This is a genomic window from Salmonella sp. A1325, from assembly GCF_056991255.1.
In genome coordinates this window covers 383,177-401,738 of the sequence record NZ_JAMLWO010000003.1, presented here as the reverse complement: position 1 = coordinate 401,738, position 18,562 = coordinate 383,177, and the positions used below count along the sequence as shown (strand labels likewise).

Annotated in this window: 17 protein-coding genes; 12 read left to right on the top strand and 5 right to left on the bottom strand. The window is 53.8% G+C overall.

Annotation, left to right across the window (positions count from 1 at the left end; translation table 11 throughout):
• Positions 1-77: 77 nt before the first annotated feature.
• From NAZ64_RS08875 to NAZ64_RS08860, 4 genes are all read right to left on the bottom strand, one after another.
• Entirely contained in the window at positions 78-2,006 is a 1,929-nt protein-coding gene (locus NAZ64_RS08875; RefSeq protein ID WP_483640915.1) for a sigma 54-interacting transcriptional regulator, read from the bottom strand.
• 67 nt (positions 2,007-2,073) lie between these two features.
• Positions 2,074-3,027 (bottom strand): 2-keto-3-deoxygluconate permease, encoded by a 954-nt coding sequence (locus NAZ64_RS08870; protein ID WP_000694480.1) that lies wholly within the window; start codon positions 3,025-3,027, stop codon positions 2,074-2,076.
• Positions 3,028-3,076: 49 nt separating this feature from the next.
• Positions 3,077-4,249, bottom strand: coding sequence for a UxaA family hydrolase (locus NAZ64_RS08865; RefSeq protein ID WP_001562318.1), 1,173 nt, complete (start codon positions 4,247-4,249; stop codon positions 3,077-3,079).
• Positions 4,250-4,265: 16 nt separating this feature from the next.
• Entirely contained in the window at positions 4,266-4,607 is a 342-nt protein-coding gene (locus tag NAZ64_RS08860) for a UxaA family hydrolase (protein ID WP_001574029.1), read from the bottom strand.
• Between the two features lie 236 nt (positions 4,608-4,843).
• Here NAZ64_RS08860 and leuS point away from each other — a divergent pair, with 236 nt between their 5' ends.
• The 4 genes from leuS to nadD are packed head-to-tail and all read left to right on the top strand — an operon-like array spanning position 4,844 to position 9,705.
• Entirely contained in the window at positions 4,844-7,426 is a 2,583-nt protein-coding gene (leuS, locus tag NAZ64_RS08855) for a leucine--tRNA ligase (RefSeq protein WP_001157916.1), read from the top strand.
• Between the two features lie 14 nt (positions 7,427-7,440).
• Positions 7,441-8,031, top strand: coding sequence for an LPS assembly lipoprotein LptE (gene lptE, locus NAZ64_RS08850; protein ID WP_001269950.1), 591 nt, complete (start codon positions 7,441-7,443; stop codon positions 8,029-8,031).
• On the top strand, positions 8,031-9,062 hold the full coding sequence (gene holA / locus NAZ64_RS08845; protein WP_024798330.1) for a DNA polymerase III subunit delta: 1,032 nt from the start codon (positions 8,031-8,033) through the stop codon (positions 9,060-9,062). The genes lptE and holA overlap by 1 nt, the downstream gene beginning before the upstream one ends.
• 1 nt (position 9,063) lies before the next feature.
• Positions 9,064-9,705 carry a nicotinate-nucleotide adenylyltransferase gene (nadD, locus tag NAZ64_RS08840; protein WP_001518902.1) on the top strand — a complete coding sequence of 214 codons (642 nt, stop codon included), beginning with the start codon at positions 9,064-9,066 and terminating at the stop codon, positions 9,703-9,705.
• Here the strand turns inward: nadD and cobD are convergent.
• Positions 9,680-10,774 carry a threonine-phosphate decarboxylase CobD gene (gene cobD / locus NAZ64_RS08835; protein WP_061378691.1) on the bottom strand — a complete coding sequence of 365 codons (1,095 nt, stop codon included), beginning with the start codon at positions 10,772-10,774 and terminating at the stop codon, positions 9,680-9,682. The two genes, nadD and cobD, sit on opposite strands and share 26 nt — an antisense overlap.
• A gap of 95 nt (positions 10,775-10,869) precedes the next feature.
• On the opposite strand from cobD, the gene NAZ64_RS08830 reads away from it, so the two are divergent.
• The 8 genes from NAZ64_RS08830 to ybeD all read left to right on the top strand — a co-directional run bounded on the left by NAZ64_RS08830 (position 10,870) and on the right by ybeD (position 18,495).
• Positions 10,870-11,478 carry an adenosylcobalamin/alpha-ribazole phosphatase gene (locus tag NAZ64_RS08830; RefSeq protein WP_001241922.1) on the top strand — a complete coding sequence of 203 codons (609 nt, stop codon included), beginning with the start codon at positions 10,870-10,872 and terminating at the stop codon, positions 11,476-11,478.
• Between the two features lie 327 nt (positions 11,479-11,805).
• Positions 11,806-12,123: a ribosome silencing factor gene (gene rsfS / locus NAZ64_RS08825; RefSeq protein ID WP_001161670.1), complete on the top strand. Its 318-nt coding sequence runs from the start codon at positions 11,806-11,808 to the stop codon at positions 12,121-12,123.
• A 3-nt stretch (positions 12,124-12,126) separates the two neighbouring features.
• Complete coding sequence (rlmH, locus tag NAZ64_RS08820; protein WP_000776107.1) at positions 12,127-12,594, top strand: 23S rRNA (pseudouridine(1915)-N(3))-methyltransferase RlmH; 468 nt, start codon at positions 12,127-12,129, stop codon at positions 12,592-12,594.
• Between the two features lie 30 nt (positions 12,595-12,624).
• On the top strand, positions 12,625-14,526 hold the full coding sequence (gene mrdA, locus NAZ64_RS08815) for a peptidoglycan DD-transpeptidase MrdA (RefSeq protein ID WP_220569349.1): 1,902 nt from the start codon (positions 12,625-12,627) through the stop codon (positions 14,524-14,526).
• A gap of 2 nt (positions 14,527-14,528) precedes the next feature.
• Complete coding sequence (gene mrdB, locus NAZ64_RS08810; protein WP_000131713.1) at positions 14,529-15,641, top strand: peptidoglycan glycosyltransferase MrdB; 1,113 nt, start codon at positions 14,529-14,531, stop codon at positions 15,639-15,641.
• A 10-nt stretch (positions 15,642-15,651) separates the two neighbouring features.
• Positions 15,652-16,773 carry an endolytic peptidoglycan transglycosylase RlpA gene (rlpA, locus tag NAZ64_RS08805; RefSeq protein ID WP_483640914.1) on the top strand — a complete coding sequence of 374 codons (1,122 nt, stop codon included), beginning with the start codon at positions 15,652-15,654 and terminating at the stop codon, positions 16,771-16,773.
• Positions 16,774-16,912: 139 nt separating this feature from the next.
• Entirely contained in the window at positions 16,913-18,124 is a 1,212-nt protein-coding gene (dacA, locus tag NAZ64_RS08800) for a D-alanyl-D-alanine carboxypeptidase DacA (protein WP_000858711.1), read from the top strand.
• 107 nt (positions 18,125-18,231) lie between these two features.
• On the top strand, positions 18,232-18,495 hold the full coding sequence (gene ybeD, locus NAZ64_RS08795; protein WP_000850547.1) for a DUF493 family protein YbeD: 264 nt from the start codon (positions 18,232-18,234) through the stop codon (positions 18,493-18,495).
• The last annotated feature ends 67 nt before the right edge of the window (positions 18,496-18,562 follow it).

Genomic DNA, 18,562 nt, shown 5'->3' with positions numbered 1-18,562 from the left:
ATCGTTAACTGCCTATAATAATAGACGTTATTTGCGTTACGCTTTGCAAGGCTGCCCACAGAGTCTGTAAATTCTTGTCAGGCCGACTCACGTATCCAGCGCGTCAGCGAGGTACGATCGACATTTAACCGTTTCGCCACTAACGATTTATTATCCCTTTCCGCCTCTAATAATTTTCTCAAAATACGCAGGCGAATCGTTTTATAATCGCCAGCCAGCATCTGGCAGTCGTGGCAGGTACTTGGCTCGCGTCGGTTCCCCTCTTCCAGATCGTCCAGCAAGAGGCGGCCCTCATCCAGCGTTGCCGGGGAGTGATCAATAGAGAGCACCAGCCGTTCGATAATATTGCTTAACTGCCTGACGTTTCCGGGCCAGGCGAAGCGCTGAAGCTCTTGCCACAGCGCCGGGGTTAACGTTAGTGCCGGGCGTTTATAATGCTGGCTGAAACTAGTAAGCAGCGACAGGCCGATGGCTTTGATATCCTCCGGACGTTTGCGTAGCGGGATGGTGGTCACTTTTAATACGTTAAGCCGATAGTAAAGATCTTCGCGAAATGTCCCATCCGCAATGAGCTTCGTTAACGTCTGATTGGTCGCCGCAATCACGCGAATATCAACAGGTATCATCTGGTCTGAGCCCAGCCGCATAATCTGCCGCTCCTGCAACACCCGTAATAAGCGCGTCTGTAGCGGTTTATCCAGCTCGCTAATCTCATCCAGAAAAATGGTACCGTGGTGCGCTAATTCAAACAGGCCTATTTTGCCTTTCGGCGACGCGCCGGTAAATGCGCCAGCGACATAGCCAAAGAGTTCGCTCTCCAGAATCTGAGGGGCCATCGCGCCGCAGTTAATGGCGACAAACGGGCCGTTGACGCGTTGGCTGGCATTATGAATACTTTGCGCCAGCACCTCTTTTCCCGTCCCGCTTTCGCCATTAATTAAGATAGTCGCGTCCGTACCGGCATAATTTTTAATGATCGCCAGACGACGCAGCATTTCCGGGTTTTCGGTAAGCAGATCGTCGAAATGATAGCGGGCGCTCAAGCCGCGGCGAGACAGTTCCTGGCGGCGAACATGATGTTCCGCCCCCTGTAAACTGGAGACGGTTTGCATCGTCAACACCACCCGGCTTAACTGTCTGGCCGCAAATACCGGATACAGATTAACCACCATCGCGCCTTGCGGCGTATCGACGACTTTCGCGCTGACGGTTTTTCCCTCACGTAATGTATGCCGCTCCTGGTGCAATACCTGTTTCAGGAAAGATGCGTCATAAATCTCACCGGAGGCGTTAATTTTAAAAAGTTGGCTCGCATATTTATTGTAATGCAGTAACGTGCCGGTATCATCAAGCGTGATAACAGCTTTATCAAACTGATCGAGAATCAGCTGCAGATGATGTCGCTCGAGTAATTGGCTGCGAAAAGCCAGATATAATGAGCGGGCTTCTTCCAGAGCTTCGGTTATTGAGGCGGGGCTGGAATCAAGTAAACGGAATTGCGAGCCCAGCGGTGAAAAATAATCCTGACAAACGGTATCGCCAACAATGCAATCTAATGGCGTGGACGCTAATTGCCGCTTCAGGCAAGAAATCGTTTCTTTATCATTTCCCTGTAAGGTAAAAATTTTATAGTTAATATTTAACTGTTCCGCTACGCGCGCGCATCCTTTGATCACACTGGAAAAGCCGACAATACCGACAGTGCCTTTTTGTCCTTTAAAAGGGATAAGCGCATCAAGAATGTCGTAGCCGGACATTTTAATTTCGACTACCGGTAATTTACTGTGCTTTTTTAATATTTCCGCACAGCCGCCACGACTAATCAGTACCTGGTGCCCACGGGACTCTAATAAAGGTAGCTCATCCAGGATACGATTAAGCGTCGTTTGATGAATAGTGACGGCGTAATCCAACTGCGCGACCAGCGCCTCGGCAGCCTTTGCCAGTTGAGGGTAAGGAGAGACAAAACAGAGAGGAGATGCGGCTATATCTTTCGTCTTATTCATCACTCACCATCCTGTTGGTTTATGAACGGGCGAGACCGCCCGTCGTGATTTATTTTCCGCCGAAACGCTAACCGCCTGCGGCGGCTGGGTTCAGTTTACGATCGTAGCGTTTTTTTATCCATACGGTCAGGAAGGGGGCGCACAGAGCGGTAATAATCGTCGAGGCCGCCACCTGCGCCGCCGCCGTCGACGCCAGGTCAGTAAAATGCGGATCGAGCAGCGCGATTGCCGCTGGCGTCGCGACGGCGTTGCCAGAGGTGGTGGATACCGCCGCGCCTGCCACGCCGCTGCCTCCCGTCACACGATCGGCGAAAATATTAAAAAATCCGCCAATCGCCACCGTCATGAGTCCCAGTAAAATGCCTGAAGAACCTGCCGTGATAAGTCTTGCGAAATCAATACCGTATCCTAACCCAAAGGCAAAAAAGGGAATAGTTACCACGCTGCCCTGTTTAAGAAACTTGCGCATGTCCTCATCCAGATTGCCCAAAATCATGCCAATGATAATGGGAATAATAACCGCCACCAGATTCATAAAGGGTATCGACACCATGCCTGCCGACCCTAACGCCAGCATGGTGAAAAAGGGACCATCGTTCAACGATATTACCGCAATCGCGCCGCCGTCAGTTTCATCGCCGTACTCCCCAACCAACGCGGCATATAACCCACTGTTCGAGTTGGTCATCGCCGAAATAATCGCTAAAGCCGACAGACCTAATAACCCATCCGGGCCGCAAAATTTTCCGACCAGAATGCCAATAATCACGCCGCTGGCAAATTTCGCAAAGGTGATCGCAGCGCCTTTTTTCAGCGCTTTCGGCGCGGCTTTAAACTGGATATCCGCGCCCATACAGACTAAAAACATGCCTAAAATCGCCATTGCGCCATGCGAAATAGAGGTGACAAAACCGCCTATTTCCAGCGCCTCCGGCGCAAAAGTTTTAAACAATGCGCCGATGATTAGCGGTACAACCATCATACCACCAGGAAAACGTTCCAGTGTTTTTTTAATTTTCATAGCTTATTCCCAAGAGATAACCGGACAGCTGGTGCTGCCCGATTTGGTATCAGAACGTCGGCGCGATCTTATAAATAGAGAATTCGTTATGACCTAAATCTTCTGATTTAGTCGTTTTCCCATTCGCGACGCGTAAAATTTCCTGATAAATTTCCTCGCCCATTTGCGTAATAGAAGCCTCGCCAGACATAATGGCGGACACATCAATATCAATATTGTCCTGCATCATTTCCCACGTTGCTTTATTACCCGTAATTTTTATTACCGGCGCTATTGGGTTACCGGCAGGCGTTCCGCGACCGGTAGTAAAAATAACGATCTGTGCTCCACCCGCCACCATGCCGGAAATAGATTCAATATCCTGCCCCGGGGTATCCATAATCCACAGGCCCGGATGCGTTGGTCTATCGGCATATTCCAGTACGCCCTGTAGCGGCGCATGACCCGCTTTATGCATACAGCCTAACGATTTTTCTTCAATGGTAGTCAACCCGCCTTTAATATTGCCCGGCGTCGGCTGTCCCCCGCGAATATCCTCGCCCAGCGCTTTTGCTCGCACCTCGCAGCCGACCACTAAATCAATGAGCTGTTGACCAACCTCCGGCGTCACCGCGCGTTTCGCCATCACATGCTCGGCGCCAATAAATTCCGTCGTTTCAGAAAGAATTGAGCTTCCGCCGCAGCGTATCAGCTTATCCGAGGCGACCCCACAGGAAGGGTTAGACGCCAGCCCCGATGTCGTATCTGACCCGCCGCACTCCATCGCCAGCAGCAGCTCGCTAACCGGTGCTTGCTGCGGTTTTTGCATGGAGAGTTGTTGCGCATAGTCGCGGGCCAGCGAAATCCCCCTGGCCTGACATTTAAGCGTGCCGCCCTCTTCCTGAATGGTGATGCAGGAGGTCGGTTTGCCAAATGCGGTAATCTCCTCTGCGATGCGTAGCGGCTCCGCGCCTTCACAGCCTAAGCCCACAACCACAATAGCGCCGACGTTGGGATTATTCGCCACATTAATCAATGTTTTTTCCGTCAGACGCGCATCGCCTGCCACCTGGCAGCAGCCAAAATCGTTATTCACCCATGTCGCGCCTTTTACCTGCCGGGCAATATCCTGGGCGACTTTATTCGCACAAACGCTGGTAGGTAAAATCAGTACATAATTACGGATGCCAAAACGGCCGTCAGGGCGGCGGAAACCCAAAAAAGTCTCATTGCTCATAATCATTTTCCCTTGTTTTATATTATTTCCAGTCACCACGTCCGCGTTCGCTTTCCACATTGTGGACGTGCACATAGTCGCCACTTTTTATTTCCTGAGTGGCGCGGCCAATGGATTCGCCATATTTATAAACTTCGCCATGAAAAGGCACATCGCAGATGGCGAATTTGTGGCCAAATGGCACATCCTGATGTAACACAACGCTTATCTCGCGTTCGCCAATGAACATTGTGGCGGTTTCGCCGGCCTTGAGCGCCGTAATAGCCGTCGCGACGCAATCCTGAGGGTGAATCACCACTGCATTTTTTTTCACGATTAACTCCTTTGCTTTAGTCCTGTCTTCCCTAATCAAAAGGCGTGCCATTTTTTAACTGCATGGTTTATATGACTTTATTTTTACAGGCCGATCTGGCGGTGACAGGAACTGCGGTAATTTGCCTCAGTCGTGTCGCATTTTGCGTCACCTCCTCACGGACGCCTGGCGCGACAAATGTTCTACCCCCTGTTTTGACGTGCGTGTTTGGGCTATGCTATGCGGATCTAAACACCACCTCTAAAGCTACATTTGTAGCTGTATCGAAAACAGGACTACTGGCTGCCATGCAAGAGCAATACCGCCCGGAAGAGATAGAATCCAAAGTACAGCTTCACTGGGATGAGAAGCGCACATTTGAAGTGACCGAAGACGAGAGCAAAGAGAAGTATTACTGCCTGTCGATGCTTCCCTATCCTTCTGGCCGACTACACATGGGCCACGTACGTAACTACACCATCGGCGACGTGGTTGCCCGCTACCAGCGTATGCTGGGCAAAAACGTGCTGCAGCCAATCGGCTGGGACGCCTTCGGCCTGCCGGCGGAAGGCGCGGCGGTGAAGAACAACACCGCGCCGGCGCCGTGGACGTACGACAACATCGCGTACATGAAAAACCAGCTCAAAACGCTGGGTTTTGGCTATGACTGGAGCCGTGAAATCGCGACCTGCACCCCGGAATACTACCGCTGGGAACAGAAATTCTTCACCGAGCTGTATAAAAAAGGCCTGGTGTACAAGAAGACTTCTGCCGTTAACTGGTGCCCGAACGATCAGACCGTTCTCGCCAACGAACAGGTGATCGACGGCTGCTGCTGGCGCTGCGACACCAAAGTTGAGCGTAAAGAGATCCCACAGTGGTTTATCAAAATCACCGCTTACGCAGACGAGCTGTTGCGCGATCTGGATAAGCTGGACCACTGGCCTGATACCGTAAAAACGATGCAGCGCAACTGGATTGGCCGCTCTGAAGGCGTGGAAATCACCTTCGATGTGAAGGGTTACGATAACACCCTGACCGTCTATACCACCCGTCCGGATACCTTTATGGGCGCCACCTACCTGGCAGTGGCCGCCGGTCATCCGCTGGCGCAAAAAGCGGCGGCGAACAACGCCGAGCTGGCGGCGTTCATCGACGAATGCCGTAACACCAAAGTGGCCGAAGCCGAAATGGCGACCATGGAGAAAAAAGGCGTCGACACCGGCTATAAAGCGATTCATCCGTTAACTGGCGAAGAGATCCCGGTCTGGGCGGCAAACTTTGTCCTGATGGAGTACGGCACTGGCGCGGTGATGGCCGTTCCGGGTCACGATCAGCGCGACTACGAATTTGCCTCCAAATACGGTTTGACCATCAAGCCGGTGATTCTGGCCGCCGACGGTTCCGAGCCGGATCTTTCCGAACAGGCGCTGACCGAAAAAGGCGTGCTGTTTAACTCCGGTGAGTTCGACGGCCTGGCCTTTGAAGCGGCGTTTAACGCCATTGCCGATAAACTGGCCGAAAAAGGCGTCGGCGAACGTAAAGTGAACTACCGTCTGCGTGACTGGGGCGTTTCCCGTCAGCGTTACTGGGGCGCGCCGATCCCGATGGTCACCCTGGAAGACGGCACCGTGCTGCCGACGCCGGAAGATCAACTGCCGGTTATTTTGCCGGAAGATGTCGTCATGGACGGCATCACCAGCCCGATCAAGGCCGATCCTGAGTGGGCGAAAACCACCGTTAACGGTATGCCGGCGCTGCGTGAAACCGACACCTTCGACACCTTTATGGAATCGTCATGGTACTACGCGCGTTACACCTGCCCGCAGTATCAGGAAGGAATGCTGGATTCGAAAGCGGCAAACTACTGGCTGCCAGTCGATATCTACATCGGCGGTATTGAACATGCCATCATGCACCTGCTCTACTTCCGCTTCTTTCATAAGCTGATGCGCGATGCGGGCATGGTCACCTCTGACGAGCCGGCTAAACAGTTGCTGTGCCAGGGCATGGTACTGGCGGATGCGTTCTATTATGTCGGCGAGAACGGCGAACGTAACTGGGTTTCGCCAGTTGACGCTATCGTCGAGCGCGATGAAAAAGGCCGCATCGTCAAAGCAAAAGACGCAGCGGGTCATGAGCTGGTCTACACTGGCATGAGTAAAATGTCCAAGTCGAAAAATAACGGTATCGACCCGCAGGTAATGGTTGAACGTTATGGCGCGGACACGGTACGCCTGTTTATGATGTTCGCTTCTCCGGCGGATATGACTCTGGAATGGCAGGAGTCCGGCGTAGAAGGCGCAAACCGCTTTATTAAACGCGTCTGGAAGCTGGTTTACGAACACACCGCTAAAGGTCCTGTCGCGGCGCTGAACGTCGATGCGCTGAGCGAAGATCAAAAAGCGCTGCGTCGCGATGTGCATAAAACCATTGCCAAAGTGACCGATGATATCGGCCGCCGTCAGACGTTCAACACCGCCATTGCGGCGATCATGGAGTTGATGAACAAACTGGCGAAAGCCCCGCAGGAAGGCGAACAAGACCGCGCACTGCTTCAGGAAGCGCTGCAGGCCGTCGTGCGTATGCTTAACCCGTTCACCCCGCACGTCTGCTTTACCTTGTGGCAGGAACTGGGCGGCGAAGGCGATATCGACAACGCGCCGTGGCCGGTTGCCGACGAGCAGGCAATGGTGGAAAACACCACGCTGGTTGTCGTGCAGGTTAACGGTAAAGTTCGCGGTAAGATCACCGTTGCGGTGGATGCCACCGAAGAACAGGTGCGTGAACGTGCAGGCCAGGAACATCTGGTGGCAAAATATCTTGATGGCGTTACCGTGCGTAAAGTGATTTACGTTCCGGGTAAACTCCTCAATCTGGTTGTTGGCTAAGCGCGGGAGGAAGCGTGCGATATCTGGTAACACTGTTGTTATCTCTGGCGGTGCTGGTCACCGCCGGATGCGGCTGGCATCTGCGTAGCACTACGCAGGTTCCGGCTTCAATGAAAACGATGATCCTCGATTCCGGCGATCCGAACGGTCCGCTAAGTCGTGCGGTACGTAATCAGTTACGGCTGAATAACGTAAACCTGCTTGATAAAGACACAACGCGCAAAGACGTTCCGTCTCTGCGGCTTGGAACGGTAACTATTTCGCAGGATACGGCGTCAGTGTTCCAGGACGGCCAGACGGCGGAATATCAGATGGTAATGACCGTCAATGCCTCGGTATTGATTCCGGGCCATGACATCTATCCTATCAGCACGAAAGTGTACCGTTCGTTCTTCGATAACCCGCAGATGGCGTTGGCGAAGGATAACGAGCAGGCCATGATCGTTCAGGAGATGTATGACAAAGCCGCTGAACAGCTGATTCGTAAGCTGACCAGCGTCCGCGCGGCGGATATTCAGGCGACGAAAGAGGAGGCTACCGCCGACAATGAGACGGCGGCGCCCGCCTCTACGCCAGCACGCGTCTCCACTACGCTGAGTAACTAATGATCAGGTTGTATCCTGAACAACTCCGCGCGCAGCTCAACGAAGGGCTGCGTGCGGCATATTTATTATTGGGCAACGATCCGCTGCTGCTGCAGGAAAGTCAGGACGCTATTCGTCTGGCGGCTGCGTCGCAAGGCTTCGAAGAGCACCACGCTTTTACTCTCGATCCCAGTACCGACTGGGGATCGCTTTTCTCACTCTGCCAGGCGATGAGTCTGTTCGCCAGTCGTCAAACGCTGGTGCTGCAACTGCCGGAAAACGGGCCTAACGCGGCAATGAATGAGCAACTCGCCACGCTGAGCGAGCTGCTGCATGACGACCTGTTATTAATAGTACGCGGAAACAAGCTCACCAAAGCGCAGGAAAACGCCGCCTGGTATACCGCGCTGGCAGACCGTAGCGTTCAGGTCAGTTGTCAGACGCCGGAGCAGGCGCAGCTTCCCCGCTGGGTGGCCGCCAGAGCGAAAGCACAGAATTTGCAACTGGATGACGCCGCGAACCAACTGCTGTGCTATTGCTATGAGGGCAATCTGTTGGCGCTGGCGCAGGCGCTGGAACGGCTGTCGCTGCTTTGGCCTGACGGTAAGTTAACGCTTCCTCGCGTGGAGCAGGCCGTCAATGACGCCGCCCACTTTACCCCTTTCCACTGGGTGGATGCGTTACTGATGGGGAAAAGCAAACGCGCGCTGCATATTCTGCAACAGCTACGCCTTGAAGGCAGCGAACCGGTCATTCTGCTGCGGACCCTCCAGCGAGAGCTGCTGCTACTGGTCAATCTCAAACGTCAGTCCGCGCATACGTCGTTACGCGCGCTGTTTGATAAACACCGGGTCTGGCAAAACCGTCGCCCCATGATCGGCGACGCGTTGCAGCGTCTCCATCCTGCACAGCTTCGCCAGGCCGTGCAGTTACTGACGCGTACAGAAATTACGCTCAAACAGGATTATGGTCAGTCGGTATGGGCAGATCTTGAAGGGCTGTCGCTCCTGCTCTGCCATAAGGCGCTGGCAGACGTATTTATTGATGGGTGATATGAAATCGTTACAGGCTTTATTCGGCGGCACCTTTGATCCGGTGCATTATGGACATCTTAAACCTGTTGAAACGCTGGCGAATCTGATCGGCTTATCGCGGGTGATTATTATGCCTAACAATGTGCCGCCGCATCGCCCCCAGCCGGAAGCCTCCAGCGCGCAGCGTAAATATATGCTGGAGCTGGCTATCGCCGATAAGCCGCTTTTTACGCTGGATGAACGCGAGCTACAGCGAAACGCGCCCTCTTACACTGCGCAAACGTTGAAAGCATGGCGCGAAGAACAGGGTCCCGAAGCGCCGCTGGCGTTTATTATCGGCCAGGACTCTCTGCTTAACTTCCCCACCTGGCATGATTACGACACCATCCTTGATAACACTCACCTGATCGTTTGTCGTCGTCCGGGCTATCCCCTTGAAATGACGCAGGCGCAACACCAGCAGTGGCTGGAACAGCATCTGACCCATACGCCGGACGATCTACACCAGTTGCCAGCCGGTAAAATTTACCTGGCGGAAACGCCCTGGCTTAATATCTCCGCAACCCTCATCCGCGAACGGCTGGAAAAAGGCGAGTCCTGCGACGATCTGTTGCCGGAAAACGTGCTGAACTACATCAATCAGCAGGGGTTATACCGGTAAGCACATTGCGCAGCGCCGACAGCAGACGCTCGTTTTGCGCAGCGCTGCGTATCGCCACACGATAATAGCGGCTGTCCAGCCCCGGGTAGTTAGCGCAGCTACGAATTAAAATCCGCTGCGTCAGCAACCGTCGCTGCAGGTCAATATCCTCTCGCTCACAGCGTAACAACAGATAGTTTGCCCGCCCGGGATAAACCGTCAGCAGGGGGAGCTGACAAAGCGCCTGATAAAACCGGGCGCCCTCCTCCCGTAACCAATGCCAGGTCGCCTGTTGCCAGGCGCTATCCTGTAACGCTACCTCACCGGCAAGCGCCGCCAGCGCGTTAACCGACCACGGCATTTGTTGGCGACGCATCCGCGCCACCGCCGCGTCATCGCTGTTGACGAGATATCCCAACCGCAGGCCGGGAATAGCATAAAATTTGGTCAGCGAACGCAGCACCCAGATATGCGGATTATCTTTAAGAGCAGGAATAAAGCCCGTCTCATGCGGAATAAAATCGATAAACGCTTCATCCAGGATCAGGTTAATGTTCAGCGATTTGCAGCGTACGGCAATGGCCTGTAATAACTGCCGCTCCGGCAGCAGGCCGGTAGGATTATTGGGCGTACACAGAAACAGGCAGTCCAGATCGGGCGTCAACGCCTCAAGAATGGCATCGGTAAGCTGCCAGCCATCCGCTTCGCGTAGAGACCAGCGACGAATTTCACAGCCACTTTGCGCCAGCGCCCGGCCATACTCCGCGAAACCTGGCGTGACAATCATTGCACGACGCGGTTTAAGACCGCTCGCCACGGTAAAGATTGACTCCGTCTCGCCATTTCCCGCCAGTATCCACGATGCCGGCACCTGATGATGACGCGCCAGCGCCTGGTGCAAATGAAAATAATCGGCGTCCGGGTAGCGCTCAATGCAGTCCAGATTGTCGATAAGCGCGCGTTTCACGCTGACAGGCATACCCAGCGGATTAATGTTTGCGCTAAAATCCAGTAACTGGTCAGGCGAGATGCCCAACACCGTCGCGGCTTCCCGAATATTACCGCCATGCGCGCTGTTGAATAACGCCATTATGCCTCCGGCCAAAAAACGCTATTTTAGTGAAAAAACGTTGCGCAATCAGGGGCATTATCATGTTTTGCGCATTTAACCTCATGAGGAATACCATGCGATTGTGGCTGGTGCGTCATGGCGAAACTGAGGCCAATGTCGCCGGGTTGTATAGCGGACATGCTCCCACGCCGTTAACGGAAAAAGGGATTGGCCAGGCGAAAACGCTACATACTTTATTGCGCCACGCGCCATTTGACCGGGTGTTATGCAGCGAGCTGGAGCGCGCGCGCCATACCGCCCGGCTCGTACTGGAGGGCCGGGATGTGCCGCAACACATCTTACCTGAGCTTAATGAGATGTACTTTGGCGACTGGGAAATGCGCCATCACCGCGACCTCACCCATGAAGATGCCGAAAGCTATGCCGCCTGGTGTACGGACTGGCAGAATGCGGTTCCGACCAATGGCGAGGGTTTTCAGGCTTTTACCCGGCGCGTAGAGCGCTTTATCTCGCGACTCGACGCGTTTAGCGATTGCCAGAACCTGCTGATCGTCAGCCATCAGGGCGTACTCAGCCTGTTGATTGCCCGTCTGCTCGCAATGCCCGCCGCCTCGCTATGGCATTTCCGGGTAGAACAGGGATGCTGGAGCGCAATCGACATATGCGAAGGGTTCGCCACCCTGAAAGTATTAAATAGTCGTGCCGTCTGGCGGCCTGAGTGATGAATTTTCCGTTTTTTCTCGCCGCAGCGGTTTCGCCCATTGACAGCCCCCGACAGGCTGTTATTCTCCGCAGCCAGGCTTTTTTCACCTTGCAGAGCTTTGCAGAAATTGTTTTACAAAAATGGCGATGCTTTCTGTGACGTGGGATGGGATGATAATCTGGTTTTAAACGCCGATCCGGCGACATAAGTCCCGGTATCGCCGCTGATTCAGGTATACTACACGGCGTCCCGCCGGAAGGTTAGCGTTAACTCGCAACGCCTTACCGGTCCAGCCTGTTGGCCTTTTTCTATCGTTATAACGCAATTATTCACCCAGGGGGAAAACTTGCAGGGTAAAGCACTCCAGGATTTTGTTATCGACAAAATTGATGACCTGAAAGGTCAGGACATCATCGCCTTAGATGTTCAGGGTAAATCCAGTATCACCGACTGTATGATTATTTGTACCGGCACCTCCAGCCGTCACGTTATGTCTATTGCCGACCACGTGGTGCAGTCGTCGCGCGCGGCCGGTATGCTGCCATTGGGCGTCGAAGGCGAAAATGCGGCTGACTGGATTGTCGTCGATCTGGGCGATGTGATTGTGCATGTCATGCAGGAAGAAAGTCGCCGCCTGTATGAACTGGAAAAACTCTGGAGTTAATGCGTGAAGCTGCAACTTGTCGCTGTCGGCACGAAGATGCCCGACTGGGTTCAAACGGGATTTACGGAATATCTGCGTCGTTTTCCGAAAGATATGCCCTTTGAGCTGATCGAAATCCCTGCGGGCAAACGCGGCAAGAACGCGGATATCAAACGCATTCTCGACAAAGAGGGCGAGCAGATGCTGGCCGCCGCCGGTAAGAATCGCATTGTTACCCTGGATATTCCAGGCAAGCCGTGGGATACGCCGCAGTTAGCCAATGAGCTGGAGCGCTGGAAACAGGACGGGCGCGACGTCAGTTTGCTGATTGGCGGCCCGGAAGGATTATCTCCCGCCTGCAAAGCGGCAGCGGAACAGAGCTGGTCGCTCTCGGCGTTAACGCTCCCTCACCCGCTGGTTCGGGTTCTGGTCGCGGAGAGTTTGTACCGGGCGTGGAGCATCACAACCAACCACCCTTATCACCGTGAGTGATCGTGAAGTCTTGAGAAGATTAAGCAGCGGATGAAACGACAAAATTCTTTTCGTGACTATACGGCTGAGTCCGCACTGTTTGTGCGTCGGGCGCTGGTCGCCTTTTTGGGTATTTTGCTGCTGACCGGCGTACTGATCGCCAATTTGTATAATCTGCAAATCCTTCGTTTTACCGATTACCAGACCCGCTCGAACGAAAACCGTATCAAGCTGGTGCCAATTGCGCCAAGCCGCGGGATAATCTACGACCGCAACGGCATTCCCCTTGCGCTGAACCGCACTATCTATCAGATTGAAATGATGCCGGAAAAGGTGGATAACGTTCAGCAAACGCTGGATGCGCTACGCAGTGTGGTCGATTTAAACGACGACGATATCGCCGCCTTTAAAAAAGAGCGCGCCCGATCCCATCGCTTTACTTCTATTCCGGTGAAAACAAACCTGACGGAAGTTCAGGTCGCGCGCTTTGCTGTCAACCAGTACCGTTTTCCGGGCGTCGAAGTCAAAGGCTATAAACGCCGCTATTATCCATACGGATCGGCGCTGACCCACGTTATCGGCTACGTATCGAAAATCAATGATAAAGACGTCGAGCGTCTCGACAGAGAAAACAAACTGGCGAACTACGCCGCCACCCATGACATCGGCAAGCTGGGCATTGAGCGCTACTATGAAGATATTCTGCATGGGCAAACCGGTTATGAAGAGGTTGAAGTCAACAACCGCGGTCGCGTTATTCGCCAGCTTAAAGAGGTGCCGCCGCAGGCCGGACACGATATCCACCTGACGCTGGATCTCAAGCTCCAGCAGTATATTGAAACGCTGCTGGCAGGCAGTCGCGCGGCGGTGATTGTCACCGATCCGCGTACCGGCGGCGTGCTATCGCTGGTCTCCATGCCAAGTTACGACCCTAACCTTTTCGTGGATGGCATCTCCAGCAAAGATTACTCCGGGCTGCTTAACGACCCGAACACGCCATTAGTGAACCGCGCGACTCAGGGTGTCTACCCACCCGCTTCTACCGTTAAGCCTTACGTCGCCGTATCGGCGTTAAGCGCTGGCGTCATCACCCGTAACACCAGTCTTTTCGACCCTGGCTGGTGGCAGTTGCCGGGGTCTGAGAAACGCTACCGCGACTGGAAAAAATGGGGCCACGGGCATCTGAATATCACCAAATCCCTTGAAGAGTCGGCAGATACCTTCTTCTATCAGGTGGCCTATGACATGGGGATCGATCGCCTGTCAGAATGGATGGGTAAGTTCGGCTATGGTCACTATACGGGAATTGATCTCGCAGAAGAGCGCTCTGGTAATATGCCGACCCGCGAGTGGAAACAGAAACGCTTTAAAAAACCGTGGTATCAGGGCGATACGATTCCGGTGGGCATCGGCCAGGGCTACTGGACGGCAACGCCGATTCAGATGAGTAAGGCGCTGATGATCCTTATTAACGACGGTGTAGTTAAAGTCCCGCATCTGTTAATGAGCACCGCGGAAAACGGTAAACAGGTGCCGTGGGTACAGCCGCATGAGCCGCCGGTGGGCGATATTCACTCCGGCTACTGGGAAATTGCGAAAGATGGCATGTATGGCGTCGCCAACCGCCCTAACGGCACGGCGCATAAATATTTTGCCAGCGCGCCCTATAAAATCGCGGCGAAGTCGGGCACCGCGCAGGTCTTTGGCCTGAAGGCCAACGAAACGTACAATGCGCATAAAATCGCCGAGCGCCTGCGCGACCATAAATTGATGACCGCCTTTGCGCCGTATAACAATCCCCAGGTCGCCGTCGCGATCATCCTTGAAAACGGCGGCGCAGGCCCGGCAGTAGGCACGATCATGCGCCAAATCCTTGATCACATCATGCTGGGCGACAACAACACCCATTTGCCTGCGGAAAACCCGGTGGTTGCAGCGGCGGAGGACCAATAATCATGACGGATAATCCGAACAAAAAAACCTTCTGGGATAAAATTCATATCGATCCCACGATGCTACTCATTCTGCTGGCGTTACTGGTTTACAGCGCATTGGTCATCTGGAGCGCCAGCGGCCAGGACATCGGCATGATGGAGCGTAAAATCGGTCAGATTGCGATGGGGCTGGTGGTTATGGTGGTGATGGCGCAGATCCCGCCGCGCGTATATGAAGGCTGGGCGCCCTATCTCTATATCATTTGTATCATTTTGCTGGTCGCCGTTGATGCCTTCGGCGCAATATCCAAAGGCGCGCAGCGCTGGCTCGATCTGGGAATCGTTCGCTTTCAGCCTTCGGAAATAGCCAAAATCGCCGTGCCGCTGATGGTCGCCCGCTTTATTAACCGTGACGTCTGTCCGCCCTCGCTGAAAAATACCGCCATCGCCCTGGTATTAATCTTTATGCCTACCCTGCTGGTTGCCGCCCAGCCGGACCTGGGGACGTCTATTCTGGTCGCCCTTTCCGGTCTCTTTGTCCTATTTTTGTCTGGTCTGAGCTGGCGCTTAATTGGGGTCGCCATTGTATTGATCGCTGCATTTATTCCTATTTTGTGGTTTTTCCTGATGCACGATTACCAACGCCAGCGCGTCATGATGCTCCTTGATCCGGAGACCGATCCGCTGGGCGCGGGCTATCATATTATTCAGTCTAAAATCGCCATTGGCTCAGGCGGCCTGCGCGGTAAAGGCTGGCTCCACGGCACCCAGTCGCAGCTGGAGTTTTTACCCGAACGCCATACCGACTTTATCTTCGCGGTACTGGCGGAAGAGCTCGGTCTGGTGGGCATCCTGATTCTACTCGCGCTCTATATTTTGCTAATAATGCGCGGCTTGTGGATTGCCGCCAGAGCGCAAACTACATTTGGTCGCGTGATGGCTGGCGGATTAATGTTAATATTATTCGTTTATGTCTTCGTAAATATTGGTATGGTGAGCGGTATTCTGCCTGTGGTTGGAGTACCTTTACCCCTGGTCAGCTACGGGGGCTCCGCACTGATTGTGCTGATGGCCGGGTTCGGGATTGTGATGTCGATCCACACCCACAGAAAAATGTTGTCGAAAAGCGTATAAGGGGTGCGCAATGCGTAAGCAGTTGCCTGTAATCTGCGTCGCGGCAGGGATAGTACTACTCGCGGCATGTACTAATGACGGCGGTCAGCAGCAAACCACCGTCGCGCCGCAACCTGCGGTATGTAATGGTCCGACTGTGGAAATCAGCGGAGCGGAACCGCGTTATGAACCTCTGAATCCGACCGCAAACCAGGATTATCAGCGTGACGGTAAAAGTTATAAAATCGTTCAGGACCCGTCCCGCTTTAGCCAGGCTGGCCTGGCCGCTATTTATGATGCGGAACCCGGCAGTAATTTAACCGCCTCCGGGGAGATGTTCGATCCGATGCAGCTTACCGCCGCCCATCCGACACTGCCTATCCCCAGCTATGCGCGAATCACCAACCTGGCCAACGGTCGCATGATCGTCGTGCGTATTAACGATCGCGGCCCCTATGGCACCGATCGGGTCATCTCCCTGTCCCGCGCGGCGGCGGATCGTCTGAATACCTCGAATAATACTAAAGTACGGATTGACCCCATTATCGTGGCGCCGGATGGTTCGCTCTCCGGCCCGGGGATGGCCTGTACGACGGTGGCGAAACAGACCTACGCTCTGCCCCCTCGCCCTGATTTAAGCGGCGGCATGGGAAGCGCCTCTTCAGCGCCTGCGCAACCGCAAGGCGACGTTCTTCCGGTCAGTAATTCCACGTTGAAAAGTGATGATACCACCGGCGCGCCGGTGAGCAGCAGCGGCTTCCTCGGCGCGCCGACCACGCTAGCGCCTGGCGTGCTGGAGAGTAATGAACCGACGCCGGCGCCACAGCCAGCGCCGGTTTCCGCACCGGTGGCGGCTCCAGCGACTGCGACGCCGGTGAGCGCGCCTGCCGCCGCAGCCCCGGTGAGCGCGCCAGCCGCCGCGGCGAGCGGTCGTTTCGTCGTCCAGGTCGGCGCCGTCAGCGATCAAACGCGTGCGCAGCAGTACCAACAGCGTTTAAGCCAGCAGTTCAGCGTACCAGGACGCGTAATACAAAACGGCGCGGTCTGGCGTATTCAACTGGGGCCTTTTGCCAGTAAAGCCGAAGCCAGCGCGTTACAGCAACGTTTGCAAACAGAAGCACAATTACAGTCCTTTATCGCCAGCGCGCAGTAACCGATCGCAGGTATCTGTACTGTCAATTTCTGTAAATGACATTAACAAAGTCACGCGGAAAGTCAGATGCCTGCCAGTTATGCTTTTGCTATAGTAGGGCTCTTTTTTTAATTTCATCACGGACGTCGTAGTTCAGACCATGAAGACCACTTTTTCCGCTCGTTTTATGCAGCGCATGGCGCTCACCACGGCGCTTTGTGCCGCGTTTATCTCAACCGCACATGCCGATGACCTGAATATCAAAACTATGATCCCGGGTGTTCCGCAGATCGATGCGGAATCCTACATCCTGATCGACTACAACTCCGGTAAAGTTCTGGCGGAACAAAACGCCGACGAACGTCGCGACCCGGCGAGTCTGACGAAGATGATGACCAGTTACGTCATCGGACAGGCAATGAAAGCGGGTAAATTTAAAGAAACCGACCTGGTTACCGTCGGTAATGACGCCTGGGCCACCGGCAATCCGGTATTTAAAGGCTCCTCGCTGATGTTCCTCAAGCCGGGAATGCAGGTACCGGTCTCTCAGTTGATACGCGGCATCAATCTGCAATCCGGCAATGACGCCTGTGTGGCAATGGCTGATTTCGCCGCCGGTAGCCAGGATGCTTTCGTCGGGCTGATGAATAGCTATGTGAACGCGTTGGGGCTGAAAAATACCCACTTCCAGACCGTACACGGCCTGGACGCCGACGGACAATACAGTTCAGCTCGCGATATGGCGCTGATTGGTCAGGCGTTAATTCGCGATGTGCCTAACGAATATGCCGTTTATAAAGAAAAAGAGTTCACCTTTAACGGCATTCGCCAGTTAAACCGTAACGGTCTGCTGTGGGATAACAGCCTGAATGTGGACGGCATCAAAACCGGCCATACCAGCAAAGCGGGCTATAATCTGGTCGCTTCCGCAACCGAAGGCCAGATGCGATTGATTTCCGCCGTGATGGGCGGACGGACCTATAAAGGCCGTGAAACAGAAAGCAAAAAACTGCTGACGTGGGGCTTCCGTTTCTTTGAAACCGTTAATCCGCTGAAGGCTGGTAAAGAGTTCGCCTCTGAACCCGCCTGGTTTGGTAATACCGATCGCGCCTCGCTGGGCGTCGATAAAGACGTTTACCTGACGATCCCTCGCGGCCGCATGAAAGATTTGAAAGCGAGCTATGTACTGAATACCGCAGAACTGCACGCGCCGCTGCAGAAAAACCAGGTGGTCGGCACCATCAACTTCCAGCTGGACGGTAAAACCATCGAGCAGCGTCCGCTGGTCGTACTGCAAGAGATCCCGGAAGGGAACTTCTTCGGTAAAATCATTGATTACATTAAATTAATGTTCCATCACTGGTTTGGATAAAAATTGAACGCTTGAAAGTGTGATTTTCGTCCCCATATACTATGCATCAGTAAAACTCCCGCCCTGTGGCGGGAGTTGTTATTTTTTTACGTAATGCCGGAGCTGACATGAAAACCAAACTTAACGAACTGCTTGAATTCCCTACGCCATTTACTTACAAAGTAATGGGGCAGGCGTTACCTGAGCTGGTTGATCAGGTGGTTGAAGTGGTACAGCGCCATGCGCCTGGTGATTACTCTCCGACGGTAAAACCGAGCAGCAAAGGCAACTACCACTCGGTCTCTATCACCATTAATGCCACCCATATTGAACAGGTTGAAACGCTGTACGAAGAACTGGGCAATATTGATATCGTGCGAATGGTATTGTAATACATCCAGACGGTTACCCGGTCTTATCCGGGTAACTCCCCGCCTCCCCCGCTGTGATATACTTTCC